The 15,163-nt window shown below is 40.9% G+C and carries 11 protein-coding genes; 6 read left to right on the top strand and 5 right to left on the bottom strand.

What is annotated here, in order from left to right; genetic code table 11:
* Nucleotides 1-89 precede the first annotated feature (89 nt).
* The 3 genes from NPA43_RS18070 to NPA43_RS18060 are packed head-to-tail and all read left to right on the top strand — an operon-like array spanning nucleotide 90 to nucleotide 4,300.
* Complete coding sequence (locus NPA43_RS18070) at nucleotides 90-1,949, top strand: beta-glucoside-specific PTS transporter subunit IIABC (protein WP_256499175.1); 1,860 nt, start codon at nucleotides 90-92, stop codon at nucleotides 1,947-1,949.
* A 4-nt stretch (nucleotides 1,950-1,953) separates the two neighbouring features.
* Nucleotides 1,954-3,420, top strand: a complete 1,467-nt coding sequence (locus NPA43_RS18065) for a glycoside hydrolase family 1 protein (RefSeq protein WP_249705686.1) — start codon at nucleotides 1,954-1,956, stop codon at nucleotides 3,418-3,420.
* A gap of 31 nt (nucleotides 3,421-3,451) precedes the next feature.
* Entirely contained in the window at nucleotides 3,452-4,300 is an 849-nt protein-coding gene (locus tag NPA43_RS18060) for a PRD domain-containing protein (RefSeq protein WP_249705685.1), read from the top strand.
* A 99-nt stretch (nucleotides 4,301-4,399) separates the two neighbouring features.
* On the opposite strand, the gene NPA43_RS18055 is transcribed toward NPA43_RS18060, so the two are convergent.
* The 5 genes from NPA43_RS18055 to NPA43_RS18035 all read right to left on the bottom strand — a co-directional run bounded on the left by NPA43_RS18055 (nucleotide 4,400) and on the right by NPA43_RS18035 (nucleotide 11,319).
* On the bottom strand, nucleotides 4,400-5,578 hold the full coding sequence (locus NPA43_RS18055; RefSeq protein WP_099727261.1) for a Rap family tetratricopeptide repeat protein: 1,179 nt from the start codon (nucleotides 5,576-5,578) through the stop codon (nucleotides 4,400-4,402).
* A gap of 668 nt (nucleotides 5,579-6,246) precedes the next feature.
* Nucleotides 6,247-7,008, bottom strand: coding sequence for an ABC transporter ATP-binding protein (locus tag NPA43_RS18050; RefSeq protein ID WP_249705684.1), 762 nt, complete (start codon nucleotides 7,006-7,008; stop codon nucleotides 6,247-6,249).
* A gap of 13 nt (nucleotides 7,009-7,021) precedes the next feature.
* Nucleotides 7,022-9,349: an FtsX-like permease family protein gene (locus tag NPA43_RS18045; protein ID WP_256499174.1), complete on the bottom strand. Its 2,328-nt coding sequence runs from the start codon at nucleotides 9,347-9,349 to the stop codon at nucleotides 7,022-7,024.
* Entirely contained in the window at nucleotides 9,346-10,599 is a 1,254-nt protein-coding gene (locus NPA43_RS18040; protein WP_256499173.1) for an MFS transporter, read from the bottom strand. The genes NPA43_RS18045 and NPA43_RS18040 overlap by 4 nt, the downstream gene beginning before the upstream one ends.
* Nucleotides 10,600-10,668: 69 nt before the next feature.
* Nucleotides 10,669-11,319, bottom strand: coding sequence for a TetR/AcrR family transcriptional regulator (locus tag NPA43_RS18035; RefSeq protein ID WP_256499172.1), 651 nt, complete (start codon nucleotides 11,317-11,319; stop codon nucleotides 10,669-10,671).
* Nucleotides 11,320-11,480: 161 nt separating this feature from the next.
* On the opposite strand from NPA43_RS18035, the gene NPA43_RS18030 reads away from it, so the two are divergent.
* The 3 genes from NPA43_RS18030 to NPA43_RS18020 all read left to right on the top strand — a co-directional run bounded on the left by NPA43_RS18030 (nucleotide 11,481) and on the right by NPA43_RS18020 (nucleotide 15,151).
* Nucleotides 11,481-12,593 carry a CdaR family transcriptional regulator gene (locus NPA43_RS18030; protein ID WP_256499171.1) on the top strand — a complete coding sequence of 371 codons (1,113 nt, stop codon included), beginning with the start codon at nucleotides 11,481-11,483 and terminating at the stop codon, nucleotides 12,591-12,593.
* Between the two features lie 117 nt (nucleotides 12,594-12,710).
* A complete protein-coding gene (locus NPA43_RS18025) occupies nucleotides 12,711-13,982 on the top strand; it encodes a GntP family permease (RefSeq protein WP_256499170.1) in 1,272 nt (423 codons plus the stop codon).
* Between the two features lie 29 nt (nucleotides 13,983-14,011).
* Complete coding sequence (locus tag NPA43_RS18020; RefSeq protein WP_256499169.1) at nucleotides 14,012-15,151, top strand: glycerate kinase; 1,140 nt, start codon at nucleotides 14,012-14,014, stop codon at nucleotides 15,149-15,151.
* Nucleotides 15,152-15,163: the final 12 nt, after the last annotated feature.

Below are 15,163 nucleotides of genomic sequence, written 5' to 3'. Positions count from 1 at the left end.
AAAACGATGAATTTCTTGAATTTGTCGTTTTAGGTCCTTTTTTTATTGCCAAAATATAGGTCTCATGTATGAGAAAAGGGGGAGAAAAGATGGATTATACACAGGTTGCCAAAGACGTCTTACAGCATGTAGGTGGCAAAGAAAACATTGCTCATCTTGAACATTGTTCAACAAGACTTCGCTTCACATTGATTGATCAGAAGAAGGCAGATGTACCGGCTCTAGAAAAAACGCCAGGTGTCATAGCTGTCAGAATGTCAGGACAATGCCAAGTGGTCATTGGGAATGACGTGATTGAAGTGTATCAAAAGTTAACAAGTTTAATAGGTGCCAGCTCATCAGGGAGAGACGCACCTTCCAATCAGTCAAAAGAAAAAAGAAAAGTAGGCGCAGTTCTGTTAGATTTCATTGTCGGTGTCTTCCAGCCGCTTGTTCCAGCTATCGCAGGTGGAGGGATTTTGAAATCATTTCTTCTCCTTTTCTCTTTATTAGGCTGGGTGGATGCAAAGGGTCAAACATATCAAATACTGAACATGGTCGGTGACGCACCGCTTTACTTCCTGCCTTTACTAGTCGCTGTGACGACTGCAAATAAATTAAAAGTAAATCCACTCGTCGCATTATCGGCAGTCGGAGCACTCATTCTTCCGAATATGACAGCAATGCTCACTGAAGGAGCGCAATTACTGTCGTTCGACGTAAAAAATATAGCCTATGCGTATCAAGTATTTCCAGCAATCCTCTCTGTATTGCTTTACGCTCAGATGGAAAAATTCTTTACTCGATTTTCACCAAAACCAATTCGGATTTTCTTCGTACCAATGATGTCATTGGTCATTACAGTACCAGTTACGTTACTTCTGTTAGGACCGATTGGTTTTACAGCAGGACAAGGTTTTTCATCTCTCATTCTTGCAATGTTTAATACAGTAGGCTGGGTAGCTGTCGCTATTTTAGCAGCGGTTCTCCCATTCATGGTGGCATCAGGCATGCACAAAGCGATGGTTCCTTATGCAGTCACGACGATGGGGAACCTTGGAAAAGAAGCGCTTTACCTACCAGCATCACTTGCGCATAATATTGCGGAAAGTGGAGCATGTTTCGCTGTTGCACTACGGACAAAAGATAAAGTGCTCAGGTCAACCGCAATCTCGGCAGGAATATCAGCATTTTTTGGGATCACAGAGCCGGCATTATATGGTGTGACCCTCCAAAATAAACGAGTTCTTGGAAGTGTCATGATTGGTTCCTTTGTCGGTGGGATCTTCATTGGATTAGTTGGTATACAAGCCTTTGTGCTTGTTGGTCCTGGATTAGCAAGTATGTCGATGTTCATATCAGATGAGCTCCCGCGAAATCTTATGTTTGCTGTCATTGGAGCTGTCATTTCGTTTGTTGTTGCATTTATCGCTGCTTTTGCTTTAGGTAAAGATCGAACAGTAGAAGAAAAGACAAATGACCAAGCGGCATTTGCTGAACAAATTGGGGCAGGTGAAACATTCAAAAGCCCTGTCATTGGTCAAATGATCTCCCTATCTGAAGTGAAAGATGATATTTTCTCTTCAAAGGTTATGGGAGAAGGGATTGCCATTGTGCCTTCAAAAGGAGCACTTTATGCACCAGTAGATGGTGAGGTCACCCTGCTGTTCGAAACAAATCATGCACTTGGTATGAGAACGGATCAAGGGGTTGATGTATTATTCCACATTGGCATCGACACCGTTCAGCTGGAAGGTCAGTATTTCAATCCGAAAGTACAGGCAGGAGATCGTGTTCAAGCAGGAGATTTCCTGATTGAATTTGATCTAGAAAAAATCATAGAAGCAGGATATGATCCAGTTACACTTGCTGTGATCACAAATACAGATCAATTTGATATTAAAGTACAGCCATTACAAGAGGTCAATCGTCAAGATACATTGATGGTTGTCACACAATTAGGAGGCTAATCATATGACAACAATTAAAGGTTTTCCAAAAGGATTTTTATGGGGCGGCGCAATTGCCGCAAACCAAGCAGAAGGCGCATGGAATGTAGATGGAAAGGGACCATCTGTTGCAGATATTGCGATGTACCGTTCAAATTTGAGTGTAGAAGATTATGAAGGACACCTAGCAGTTTCTTCTGAAAATATTGATCGTGCCATTAACGACTCAGACGATAAAAAGTACCCAAAACGTAGAGGCGTTGATTTCTATCATCACTATCAAGGGGATCTCGCTCTCTTTTCTGAAATGGGCTTTAAAACACTTCGTATCTCAATTGCCTGGAGTCGCATTTTCCCAACTGGTGAAGAGACTGAACCGAATGAAAAAGGGCTGCAATTTTATGAGCGTGTATTTGCAGAAATGAAAAAACACAACATAGAACCGATCGTGACGCTGTCACATTATGAAATGCCGTTAGCACTTAGTGTGAAATATAACGGCTGGGCTGAAAGAAAAGTCATTGATCTCTTTGTTAAATTCGCCAATGTGTGTTTTGAACGCTATAAAGATGATGTGAAATATTGGCTCACCTTTAATGAAATTGATAGTATTCACCGCCATTCTTTCATTACAGCAGGAATTATTCCTGATCGCTGTCCTGAAGGAAAAGAGGAAGAGACGGTTTACCAAGCACTGCATCATCAATTTGTCGCATCTGCTCTCGTAACAGCAGATTGCCATCGCATCATACCAGGCAGTCAGGTAGGGTGTATGCTGACAAAATTGACAACGTATCCGCATACGTGTCATCCGAATGATGTGGAACGAGCTTTGAAACAAAACTTAGAAAACTATTTCTATGCAGATGTTCAGGTATTTGGTGAATATCCGCCACTAATCAAGCGCATGCTTGAGAGAAAAAATATTCATATCCAAATGGAAGCGGATGACCTTGCCATTTTAAAAGAAAACACAGTAGATTTTATCTCGTTTAGCTACTATATGTCTTTAACTGAATCAGCCCAAGAAGGATTAGAACAGACTGAAGGAAATACGATTCGTGGGGTCAAAAATCCTTACCTGCCATCAACTGACTGGGGCTGGCAAATTGATCCGGTTGGTCTGAAAATATCTTTGATAGAATTGTATGACCGTTATCAAAAACCTCTTATCATTGTAGAGAACGGCATGGGTGCAAAGGATGTTGTTGAAAGTGATGGATCTATCCATGACGACTATCGTATAAACTATTTCAAAGAGCACTTCCGTCAAATGAGAGAAGCAATTGAAGAAGGCGTCGATCTCTTTGGATATACGAGCTGGGGTTCAATTGATATTATTAGTGCAGGTACATCACAAATGTCAAAACGCTATGGCTTTATTCACGTAGATCAGGATGACGATGGAAATGGTACATTAAAACGTTCTCGGAAAGACTCGTTTTATTGGTACCAAAAGGTCATTGAGACAAATGGTGAATCGCTTGATTGAAAAACCACAATCATGAAAACAGGTGATGACGATGTTTAAAATCAAAAAAGTTTTAAACTCGAGTGTGGTCCTGGCTGAAGATCAGAACCAACAGGAGATGGTTTTATTCGGCCGAGGGATCGGCTATGGACAGAAGCCGGGTCAAATGATAGAAGAGAAGAAGGCAGACCAAGTATTTATGTCAGTTGATAATATGAGGGCAAAAGAATTTCTTCAACTGTTAGATTCAATGCCTCAAGAGTTCATAGATTTAACTCAGCACATCGTTCAATACGCAGAAAAGCGCTTGAACACAAACCTAAATTCAGGTGTCTATTTCACCTTAATGGACCATTTGAATTTTGCAGTAGAACGACACAAAAAGAATATTAATATCACAAATCGCGTGTACTGGGAAATCAAAAACTATTATACTGAAGAATTTGAAGTAGGTAATTATGCGCTTGAGTTGGTTAATGAGACATTAGGCATACAATTACCAAAGGAAGAAGCGGCCAATATCGCCTTTCATTTAATCAATGCACTAGGTGAAGAATCCGATTCGAAAGATGGCATGAAATATGCAAAGATGATCGGGAGTATTGTCAATCTCGTGCGATATACGTTAAATATGAAAATGGATCAAGAGAATATTCATTACAGCCGGTTCATTACCCATGTGAAATTCTTTGTAGAAAGATTTTATGCAAATAAATTATTATCAGATCAAGAAAATGAGTTGTTTGAACAAATTGCTCACTTGTATCCTCAAGCGATGGATGTTGCCTTCAAAATCAAAGATTATATTAAACAGGTGCATAGTATCGTCATTCCTAATGATGAACTTACTTATCTTGCGGTACATATCCACCGCCTCATTTCTTATCAAGAATTAAAATAAATGTGGAACCACTTGCCTTGTAATAAGGCGAGTGGTTCTTTGTATTGTCCCGTTTTAAATTATGTTCCGATAGGTCGTTCTGTTGTACCAGGATTCGTTTCATTTAAGGAATTGAAAGACACTGTTTGTCCGAAAACAACGATGGCTAAAGTGAAAATCAGTAAACTCATTTTTTTCATTTGAATTCCTCCAGTCAAGTGTAGTGTGTTCCATGTGATAGGCGTCCTTTAAAAAGAGATAGGCTTGATGAATTGCCCCCAGCTCTTCAAAGTGTCTGGCAGCCAGTGCACTTAATTCACGGGCACCCTCCGCATCCTTTAATTCTTTCAAAATGCTGATTTCATCGAAACAGGCTTGAGCTTTTTTGACCATATCCTCAGTGAAATATAAATGGTGGAGCAAATTCATTTTTGCTGTATAGATGGGGCTTTTCTCCGTTGCATGTTTTTGTTTGACCAATTCGAAATAATAGAGTGCTTGTGTTCTTTCATCGATGGAGAGCAGCTCTTTTATTAACATAAACATGGAGTGATGGAAATAACACGATGAAAGATAGTCATCATCACTAAGAGCCTGTTCTAGTGCATCGATACATTTTTTTGATTCTCCAGTTTCAGCATACAGAATGCTGATATTATGATACAGCTGTGATGTTAGAAAATGATCGTTTAGACTGTTTGCGATGTGTAATGCTTTTTTGTAGTAGCTTTCTGCTCTTATGAAGTCACCAATATCCATAAAATTAGCAGCGGCGATCACAATGGCTGCCGCCAGTCTTCTTTCATAGCCTTCATGACTTTTAAAAATATCAATGGCATTCTGAATATAGTGAAGTGAAATCAGGCTTTGACGAAGCAGCATATATAAGTTTGCGATCTTTGTATGGAATTCTGCTACTTCTATTTCATCAGGAATGTTTTGTAGTTTTTTCTCGGCAATTTTAAATAGTCCAATCGCTGATGCATAGTCTCTTTTATATGAAGCGTAAAGGGCTTTGTAAAGGTAAAAATAGTATTCAATTAAGTCGTTTGTTTTAGAGGGGCAATCCAGCTCTGTCTGTTCATTCAGTTTTTTACCTCTTCGTTCATATAACATGAGTTTATACTTGCCTTCTAGCAATGAATAATAAGTCAAGACCTCCTGATTCTCTTCCATTTCTTGAAGTAATTCCTGTAATTCTGTGTACATTGCCTTTGCACTCTGTACATCATGCTTACGAATCGCAATTCGCCAATCATTTAAACGGTTCCCCACCTGTTCAGCTGAAATGATAGTCATCAAAATTTCACCTCTTTAAGATCCTTTCACCTGTTTCACTAAAAAACGATATCACAATTTTTGGTAAAATATAATCGTTTCTGCGAGGTGATTGACAAGAGGTAATAAAAAGGACCTTAGGTCATGTGATGTACGATATTGTAACGGTGAATGATTGTTTGTACAAATGGATAAAAACTTTTTTTAGAAGTCTAAAAAAGTGATAAATACAATCAGTTTTATCTTTATGTTCGAAAACATCACCCCATATAGTTAAAATAAAGCAATTTTAGGTAAGGAAGAGGAAGAATGAAGGGTCGATCTAGCAGGGAAAATCAGTTATGATGTTGCTAGATCATGATGGAAAAGAAACTGACTGAAGTGGACAAAGGTGAATATAAGTACAAATTATAAAAACTCTCGTATTTTAGAAAGGATGTTGAATTGAAAAAAAGATCTCAAATCTTAAACTGGAAAATCACACTAATGATCACGACACTTTTACTCGTTCTAGTGACTCTTTACATGTCAAAGAGATACTTTTATAGCAAAGAAATTGAACTGCTGACAGAGTCATGTCAACAAGCAGATGGCAAAATCATATTAGAAACTAATTACTTGTCTATGGATTATTCGTTTGAGTGTCAGAAAAAGTAAAACAGGCAGCTCTCTGCCTGTTTATACCCCCGTTAAAACCCTAAATCTTGCAACCAATTATTTAACCTAATTTCTCGTTTCTCAGCAGTTAAGCGTTCGTATTTCCCTAAATATAAACTGGATACAATTTCTCCATCATTCATAAACATCATTCTTTCAGAGCGGAGAGCAACTTTCGGATCATGTGTGACGAGAAGTAGAGTTGTTCCTTCAGAGTGAATTTTTGAAAAAATATTCATGACTTCCTTTGTGGTACTTGAATTAAGGGCACCTGTTGGCTCATCGGCAAAAAGAATGTCTGGTTCATTCATAAGAGCCCGACAGATAGAGGCTCTTTGGAGCTGTCCACCAGATACTTCTGACAAATATCTATCTGCTAAATGATCAATATCAAGTTTCTCCATTAAATATTTAGCTCGTTCATTTACTTCTTTTCTCGGCTTTTTTTTCGCTAAATAAGCTGCAGCGATAATGTTATCAAATAAATTGAGATTCTTTAGTAAGTGGCTGTGTTGAAAGACGAACCCCATCTCTGTTAAGCGCAGAGCCGTTAACTGTTTGTCTGTCATTTTTGATAGTAATTGGTCTTTATATTTGATCTCTCCCGCTGAGGCTGTTTCTATACCGCTAAGCTGATAAAGCAAAGAGGTTTTCCCGCATCCGGAAGGTCCCATAATGGTCACGAACTCTCCGGCCTTAATCGATAAATGAATATTTTTAAGAATAGTTTGCTTTTGCCCTTTTAATGAATCAATTTGCAAAGACAATCGCTCTGTTTCTATTAAGTGTTCCATGTGAAACATCTCCTTATGAAAGTGTATGTTGGGTGGTTTTGCTAGAAAAAAACGTCTTCAATAACCAAGAGGTTAAAGCTAAGCTGACGATAAACAGTGAGAGTGGGTACACGACTGACACCCATTGTGGTGCCAACCACTGAAGGCTTGATGCCCCTAAGGATGCTCCACCTACACTCATTAAAGCAGAACCAATGGTATTGACAGCGATTGTTCCAATAAAGGCGCCAAAAGAGAGAACCACGATAAAACTTGTTAAGTATTGTCCCGTTAAATCTTTTATAGAAAATCCAATCATTCTTAACATATGGTTACGACTTGAATCTTTCGCCTTTAACATGTGCAGAAACATTAATAGCATTAGACTGGCGGTTCCAAAAGCAGCTATTGTAGAGAAAAATGCAACCACCTTTACTAAAGATGCTGTGCTGCCGATGGTTTGATGAACGTATTCTTTCATAGCTGTCACTTTTGCAGGAGACATACTTGTTTCTAATGCTGCCTTTTTTTCTGCAATATCTATTCCTTGTTTCAGTTGAATTTGAATGGTTTTCCAAAGAGGTGATTGAGGAAAAGGTTGTGATAATGCTTTTGCTGTTTTTCCTCCGTTGGTGACATCCTGGTAAATGCCAGTCACCAATCTTTGAATTTCATGCCCATTTGTTACGAGAGTGATTTCTTCTCCTACCTTTTTCTGAAGTGAGTCTGCACTTAGCACTGATAAGGCGATATCTCCATCCTTGAAAGGTTCTCGTCCTTTTAAATAGGTGAGAGGGAATGCTGAGAGATCACCTGTTTCTAAATAGAGCGTTTCTAATGTATTATCCTTTGCTTTAGATTGGAGAGAAGTTGTTTCATATACGGCAGATGTTTGAATGTCTAGATCTTCGCGAATCTTAGGCTCGATTTTATTTGTACTTTTCTCTAAATCATTTCCTTGCCGAATGTCGATTCGAAGGTCACTTTTGCCAGAGCCAAGATATGTGATGAAATCTGGTGATTGTAAAGTGTGCCATAGCTGAATAGGCATCAGCATCAAAAATGTACAAAGTGCGATAATGCAGGTAATCGTTGTATACAACTTCATTCGCGAGAACAGATCTTTTAAACCAAACCATATATTGACTGGGAGGAACCTGTTTCTCTTGAGGTGCATGGGAATTTGTTTTTTGTGATTTGGTGAAGTGACACCACCTTGAAGCGCTTGAGCTGCCGATACTTGACCAAACTTTCTTAGGACAGCATAGCTACATGAGATGACGATCATTGCCGTCAAAATAGAAACGAAAAGCGGGATCAGCCATTGAGCAAAAGAAGAGTCATTCCCCATATATTGCTGAATATTGGCCGTAAACATATCACCAAACATAAGTGTTAACAAATATCCTGCTATACACCCTGCACAGGCAAGCACAGCATACTTCCCAACGTATAATTGCTTAATTTTTGATAAAGGAATCCCCAGCACCTTCAGTATTCCAATTTCACGTTCATCCTCTTCTATAGCAGCTGTCATAGCAAGATGGAGAGAGAGAAGGGCTATACTAATGAGCAGCATGCACACAAGCAGGAGAATGGCAATCACCATTCCATCTGTCAATGCATTCAGCATACGTAGTAAGGGTAATGTAACAGCTGGTCCCTGTTGTGGTAGCTTTGATGATTGATAAATTGATTGAAAAGCATCTGCTTGCTTGGCATCATGCAGTAAAAATTCGATCAAGTACTCCTTTTTTGGAAACTCGTGATTCAGTGCGTCCCAATCCTCGTCATGAAGGAGGAATCTTTTTGAACTGACAAGGCTGGGGTTCATTTGCGCATCTCGTAAGAACGCTTTGATTTGAAAAGAGAAATGATTAGACCCTTTTTCAATCTTTAACATTTCCCCTATCTTGAGATGATACTTTTGTTGAAAATAGATGGGGACAGCCACTTCACCTTTGTTTACAGTTAGTTTTTCATTTCGCTCGTTTAAAAGAAAATCAAAAAAACGATTTTGTTTCACAAATAAATGATCCATCACACCTGCTTTGGCAGGTTCATTTCCGAACTTGATGCTGTCATGTTCAATTGCAATCATTGGGACAATTTGATGTGCTTTTACCATGGGCTGCTTGCTTGAAAATGTTTGAATGTCTTTTTCATCTATGGTGCCGTCATGCATTTGGACAAAGTCTGGTGCTTTGGCTGAATGGAGTAGGTTAGAAATGGAACCATTCAGCTGAGCTGTCATTTGAGCGGCGCTTGTTGCTAAAAATGATGTCATCATGATGCAAATGGTTAAGCCGATTGAAATGAGTCGGTGGCGGGTTAAGTCTTTCTTTATAAACGTCAATCTCATGAGGCTGATTCTCCTTCATGGTGAAGCATATTTTTTGTTAAGAAGGCTAGTGCAAACATGAAGATACTGACTATTAGCACGGTCACATACATGTTGGTAGAAAAGGTGTTGAACAAGAACCCATACATTATTTGACCAAGCGGAGCAGCACATTGAGAAACCATTGTCAGATTGGCCATCACTTTCCCTAATTGGGCATTGGGTGTTTTCTTTTGAACATGTGAGATCACAACGATTGAAATCATTGTGAGCAGCATAGCAATTGGGAGACATCCTGCTAAAAAGAGAAAATAGGCTGGATATGTGCCAAATTGAAGGGCCATTTTTGTTGTTGAAAAAGCCACAGGCAGTAAAATGATGGCGATGACGAGCAGCCAGCGATATAAAGTAGGAATGCGCCAATGCTTTGCTACGAGTCCAACTAGCAGTGCCCCTGCGATGACAGCAAACTCAATCAAGCCCATTCCAATCCCATACATGATGTCACTGCTTTTCATTATGACCCTTAAAATGATTGGACCACCCACGATAAAAAAAGGTGTGAGGATGAAATTTAACATCGCTGCAAGCAGCATGGCTCTTTTTAAAAATGGCTGATTGCCTATATAGGAAAATCCCTGCTTCATATCTTTCACGAGCACTTTACTCATGGACTCCGTTAGCAGGCTAGGTGAGAAGGAAATATTTAACCGAAAAAGCATGCATGCGGATAGAAAAAATATGATGGCACTAGCCCCTATGATGGATTGACTCCCAATAAGTCCGTACAGAATTCCGCCGATAATAGGAGCGAGAACACCTGAAAGAGCCTGCACACCATTTACGATGCCGTTTGCTTGTTCTAATTGTTCTTCTTTCACTAGCTGTGGAATGCTGGACATCACAGCAGGAGCGTAAAACGTACTCATCACGCCAAGCAGTATCATGACGGCTCCGATCATATAGAGTGAATCATTTCCTGAAAATAACCAGAAATAAAAGGCCAGAATCATGATGCCAGTGAGGACATCAAATAAAATCATTAAGTTCCTTCTGTTAAACCGATCAGCGATTGCCCCTGCTAATGGGGAAAGAAGGAGTGGGACATTGGATAAAGCGAAAAGTAAGGCATATAAGTCAACACGCTGTGTCATATCCAGCACGTGTAAAGATAAAACAAACCGAATTAATGAAGACCCGAAAACGGAAATAATTTGTCCGAGAACAAGGTACATAAAGTGGGTGGGGCCTCTTTTGGATAACAAAAACATGAATATCACTCTCCTTTTAGACCGACCGTCAGTCTATAATGTATGCAGGATTGGTATTGAAGTGACCAATCACTGATTATTTTCATTTCCCTCTCCAGTTAATCGCTTGAGAAGGAAGGAGAAGCTTCCCTTTTCTGCATGTAAAGAAGATTCGAGGAGATCGATAAAAGCTAGAGCTCTGTGTATACTTTCTTCGGCAGTCCATTGGAAAAGGCCTTCATCAAATATGACCTGTGCAGAAGCAAGGAGAAATTCAACCGTCTCTTGCGGATACTTCGTTTGAAATGTCCCTTTCTCTATACCTTGCTGAATGACATCTGCCAAAACCGGTGAAAGTTCTTTAATGGCTTTGATCAAGCTTTTTTGATGCATTTCTGCATTAGAAGGTTGATGAAATTGTTCAATCATGCCCTGTTTATTGCTTCCTTGCTTAGGTGATTGCGCCATGATGATATGAAATAGTTTATCGACGACTGGCAGGTTTGGATCAGCCGCAATACGCTTTGCCACGATGATATCTGCTTTGATGATTCTATCAATAATGGCATCCATCACTTCTTCTTTGGATGTAAAGTAATAATAGAATGTGCCTTTTGCAATGCCAACGGCTTTTAATATGTCAATAATCGTTGTTTGCTGATAGCCTTTGGTTGAAAAAAGCACCTGTGCTGCGTTTAAGATGTCATTTTTGCGTTCTTCAGGATGTTTAACGGTTCTCATAAAGCCATCCTTTCTTTTGACTAGACTGTCGGTCGGTCCCTTGTTTTGATTAAACACTTTTCAACGTACCTTTGTCAACGGCTGTTTTTTGAGAACTTTGCATTTATTGTGCAATAACACTATGATACATTGAATGAAAATACCTTCAGGAGAGATGCTGCATGCAATTTTTAACCAGTGAATTGGCTCAAGAAATGGTTGAACGTACGATGCATATTTTACATAAAAACATCAATGTGATGAATGCAGATGGTGTGATTATTGGTTCTGGTGAACGAAAAAGGATTGGACAGAAACATGATGGTGCACGACTTGTGCTGACGAGCGGGAACAGTGTGGAAATTGACCAGGAGAAATCCTTCTGTTTAAAGGGAGCGATGCCGGGAATCAATTTGCCTATATGCTTTCGTGAACAAGTAGTTGGTGTGATTGGGATTACTGGTGAGCCAGAGGACATTCGGCATCATGCAGAGCTGGTGAAAATGGCAGCTGAGCTGGTGTTAGAACAATCTTTTCTGCTTGAACGAGTTCAGTGGCGGCAGCGAATAGAAAGTGAAATTGTCAATCAGTTGATTTCTGATTCTGACGTGGGTGATCATCAGCTAAAGAATCGAGCGGCCTGGCTGGGGATGGATTTAGATAAGCGGCGAATGGCGATTATTTTTCAGCCAGTTCCATCCTCCGAGGACACTGTGCACAAAATGATGCATGCGATTCAATACGATAAGAATGCGGCCGATTTACTAGGCATGACCTTCCTTCATGAATTGATTCTTTTAAGGCAGCCGATTCATGAACATAGTCTGAAGCACGTGACCGGGCAGCTGCAGAGAACGATGGTGAGAGCAGTAGATAGGCAAGTGCTTGTAGGTGTAGGGGCTGTCGCTGAGGACATGAGTCAATTACCATTGTCTTTTCAGCAGGCGAGAGATGCTCTGCGGTTGGGGAAGGTTCTTGATCCAGGTGAAAGTATATTTTTCTTTGAATCTTATCAGCTGGAAAGCTTATTCATAAGAGCAGGAACCGCTGAAGAGGAAAATAGATGGACTGATTTTTACAAGCCACTTGCACAAGAAACGGAGCTCGTCCATACGTTAAAGGTATACATTGAAGAGGGGGGCGATTTGCAAAAAAGCGTGGATCGCTTATTTATTCATCGCAATACACTGCGATATCGTTTAGATAAAATTCAAGCAATAACCGGGAAAGACCCTCGTCATGTGAAACAGTTGATGGAGCTCTATATGGCGCAGTTGATGAGTCAACTACCTTGATTGTGCATTTGCACAATTGAATGAATTGATAAATAAAAAAAGATCATATAGATTCACAACTCGATCCCGATGAGTAAACGCTTACAATTAAGAAAAGACAATTTGGGGGGATTGAGAATGAGTGAAGATGTAACGGTAAGTACACTGGGTGCCATGATGGCGCTTGTGATCGCTATTGTTCTCATTCTAAAAAAAGTATCACCTGCATATGGCATGCTGGCAGGTACATTCATAGGCGGTTTGGTTGGCGGTGTAGATATTGTTCAGACCGTCAACGTCATGATGGACGGAGCTAAGGACATGATTCCGGCTGTCCTTAGAATAATGGCCACAGGTGTACTGGCTGGCGTTTTGATTGAGTCAGGTGCAGCGTTATCTATCGCTGAGGCCATCGTGAAAAAGCTAGGAGAAGCGAGGGCCCTTTTAGCACTCGCACTTGCAACGATGATTTTAACAACGGTGGGCGTTTTTGTAGATGTAGCAGTCATCACGGTAGCACCAATTGCACTTGCCATTGCCAAACGGGCAAAGCTTTCAAAAATGGGGATTTTACTTGCCATGATTGGGGGCGGGAAGGCAGGAAATATCATGTCGCCGAACCCGAATGCGATTGCAGCCTCTGATGCTTTTGGTGTACCTCTTACTTCCATGATGGCGGCAGGTGTCATTCCGGCTGTGTTTGGATTAGCTGTCACGTACGTGTTAGCCAAAAAGCTCGGAAATAAAGGGACACCCGTTCTTGAAGAGGAAGCTGACCAAAACAAGGTTCAAGTGCCTGCTTTTTTTCAAGCATTGGCTGGTCCGCTTGTTACCATATTATTGTTGACTCTAAGGCCGCTATTTCAAATCAATATAGATCCAATGGTTGCCTTACCGATTGGAGGCATTGTAGGCGCTGTTTTGATGAAAAAAGGAAAGTATATCAATGATTATGCGATGTCGGGACTTCATAAAATGTCGGGCGTAGCGATTATGTTATTAGGGACAGGTACACTAGCAGGAATCGTATCGAATTCTTCCTTAAAAGATGTGTTTATTCAAGCACTTGATGCATCGGGGCTGCCTCCTTATTTGCTTGCACCAACGTCAGGTATTTTTATGTCAGCAGCAACCGCTTCGACAACAGCAGGAACGGCGGTCGCCAGTGGCGTATTTAGCGGCACACTGATTGGGCTTGGCGTATCTGCTCTTTCAGGCGCAGCCATGATTCATGCTGGAGCAACGGTGCTTGATCATATGCCGCACGGGAGCTTTTTCCATGCAACAGCAGGAAGTGTGCAAATGGACATCAAAGAACGGTTGAAATTAATGCCTTTTGAATCGTTAATTGGTTTGACTTTAACCGTTGTATCGACCATTATCTTTGGCATTTTCCAGCTGTTCGGCTGAGGACATGATGAGAAACGAGGGGTTTTTGGATGAAAATTGTGATCGCACCAGATTCATTTAAAGAAAGTTTATCTGCTTATGAGACGGCCTGTGCCATTGAGCGAGGGTTTCGTTCTATTTTGCCAACCGCAGAATATCTCAAACTTCCAATGGCAGATGGAGGAGAGGGTACGGTTCAATCGTTGGTTGATGCGACAGGTGGGCACATTGTCAATCAAGTGGTTACGGGTCCGCTTGGCGAACCTGTGGATGCCTTTTTTGGCATGTTGGGGGATGGTCAGACCGCTGTCATAGAGATGGCTGCAGCCTCTGGGTTACATCTGGTCCCGCCAGAAAAGCGGAATCCGTTATTCACGACGTCGAGAGGAACAGGAGAATTAATGCTTGCGGCACTGGATAAGGGAGCGAATCATGTAATCATTGGGCTTGGCGGAAGTGCAACGAATGATGGCGGCGCTGGGATGATGCAAGGATTAGGTGCAGCTTTTCTCGATACAACAGGACAAGACCTCATGCCGGGCGGCGGGTCACTGAATCAATTAGCTACTATTGATCTATCTGGACTTGATCCAAGACTGCAATTCGTCCGGCTGGAGGCAGCTTGTGATGTGGATAATCCTTTAACGGGAGAGAGAGGGGCGTCTGCCGTATTCGGACCTCAAAAGGGAGCAGATGAAGAAATGGTTCAAGTGTTAGACAAGAACTTAGCTCATTTTGCACAAGTAGCAGAAAAGGAGTTTAATGTATCTATTGCTGATGCAGCCGGTGCAGGAGCAGCAGGAGGACTTGGTGCGAGTTTATTAGGCTTTTTACAGGCTGATCTTCAAACAGGAATCGATATTGTACTGAAGGCCGTTCATTTTAATGACGTCATCGAGGAGGCAGACCTCGTCATTACTGGGGAAGGCCGAATCGATCGGCAGACCATCTATGGAAAAACGCCGATCGGTGTAGCCAAAGCAGCCAAACAGTATGGTCTCCCTGTAATTGGCATTGCAGGATCACTCTCAGAAGACAGTACAGTCGTACATGATCATGGAATTGATGCCCTTTTTAGTATCGTTCCAGGTGTCATCTCTCTTTCTGATGCGATGCATGATGCGGCTCTTCACGTAGAGAGAACTGCGCGGAATATTGCAGCTGTGATGACATTTGGAAGAGAGAAGTAAATGCTGAAAAAT

Source organism: Bacillus pumilus (genome assembly GCF_024498355.1).
Lineage (GTDB): Bacteria > Bacillota > Bacilli > Bacillales > Bacillaceae > Bacillus > Bacillus pumilus_P.
The sequence above is the reverse complement of the archived record's forward strand: the minus strand, read 5'-3'. Positions and strand labels throughout refer to the sequence as shown.

Excerpts from the sequence above, each read along its gene's own strand:
- NPA43_RS18035 (WP_256499172.1), bottom strand. The coding sequence starts at position 11,319 with ATGAGAACCGTTAAACATCCTGAAGAACGCAAAAATGACATCTTAAAC.
- NPA43_RS18065 (WP_249705686.1), top strand. The coding sequence starts at position 1,954 with ATGACAACAATTAAAGGTTTTCCAAAAGGATTTTTATGGGGCGGCGCA.
- NPA43_RS18040 (WP_256499173.1), bottom strand. The coding sequence starts at position 10,599 with ATGTTTTTGTTATCCAAAAGAGGCCCCACCCACTTTATGTACCTTGTT.
- NPA43_RS18020 (WP_256499169.1), top strand. The coding sequence starts at position 14,012 with ATGAAAATTGTGATCGCACCAGATTCATTTAAAGAAAGTTTATCTGCT.
- NPA43_RS18050 (WP_249705684.1), bottom strand. The coding sequence starts at position 7,008 with ATGGAACACTTAATAGAAACAGAGCGATTGTCTTTGCAAATTGATTCA.
- NPA43_RS18025 (WP_256499170.1), top strand. The coding sequence starts at position 12,711 with ATGAGTGAAGATGTAACGGTAAGTACACTGGGTGCCATGATGGCGCTT.
- NPA43_RS18045 (WP_256499174.1), bottom strand. The coding sequence starts at position 9,349 with ATGAGATTGACGTTTATAAAGAAAGACTTAACCCGCCACCGACTCATT.
- NPA43_RS18030 (WP_256499171.1), top strand. The coding sequence starts at position 11,481 with ATGCAATTTTTAACCAGTGAATTGGCTCAAGAAATGGTTGAACGTACG.
- NPA43_RS18070 (WP_256499175.1), top strand. The coding sequence starts at position 90 with ATGGATTATACACAGGTTGCCAAAGACGTCTTACAGCATGTAGGTGGC.
- NPA43_RS18060 (WP_249705685.1), top strand. The coding sequence starts at position 3,452 with ATGTTTAAAATCAAAAAAGTTTTAAACTCGAGTGTGGTCCTGGCTGAA.
- NPA43_RS18055 (WP_099727261.1), bottom strand. The coding sequence starts at position 5,578 with ATGACTATCATTTCAGCTGAACAGGTGGGGAACCGTTTAAATGATTGG.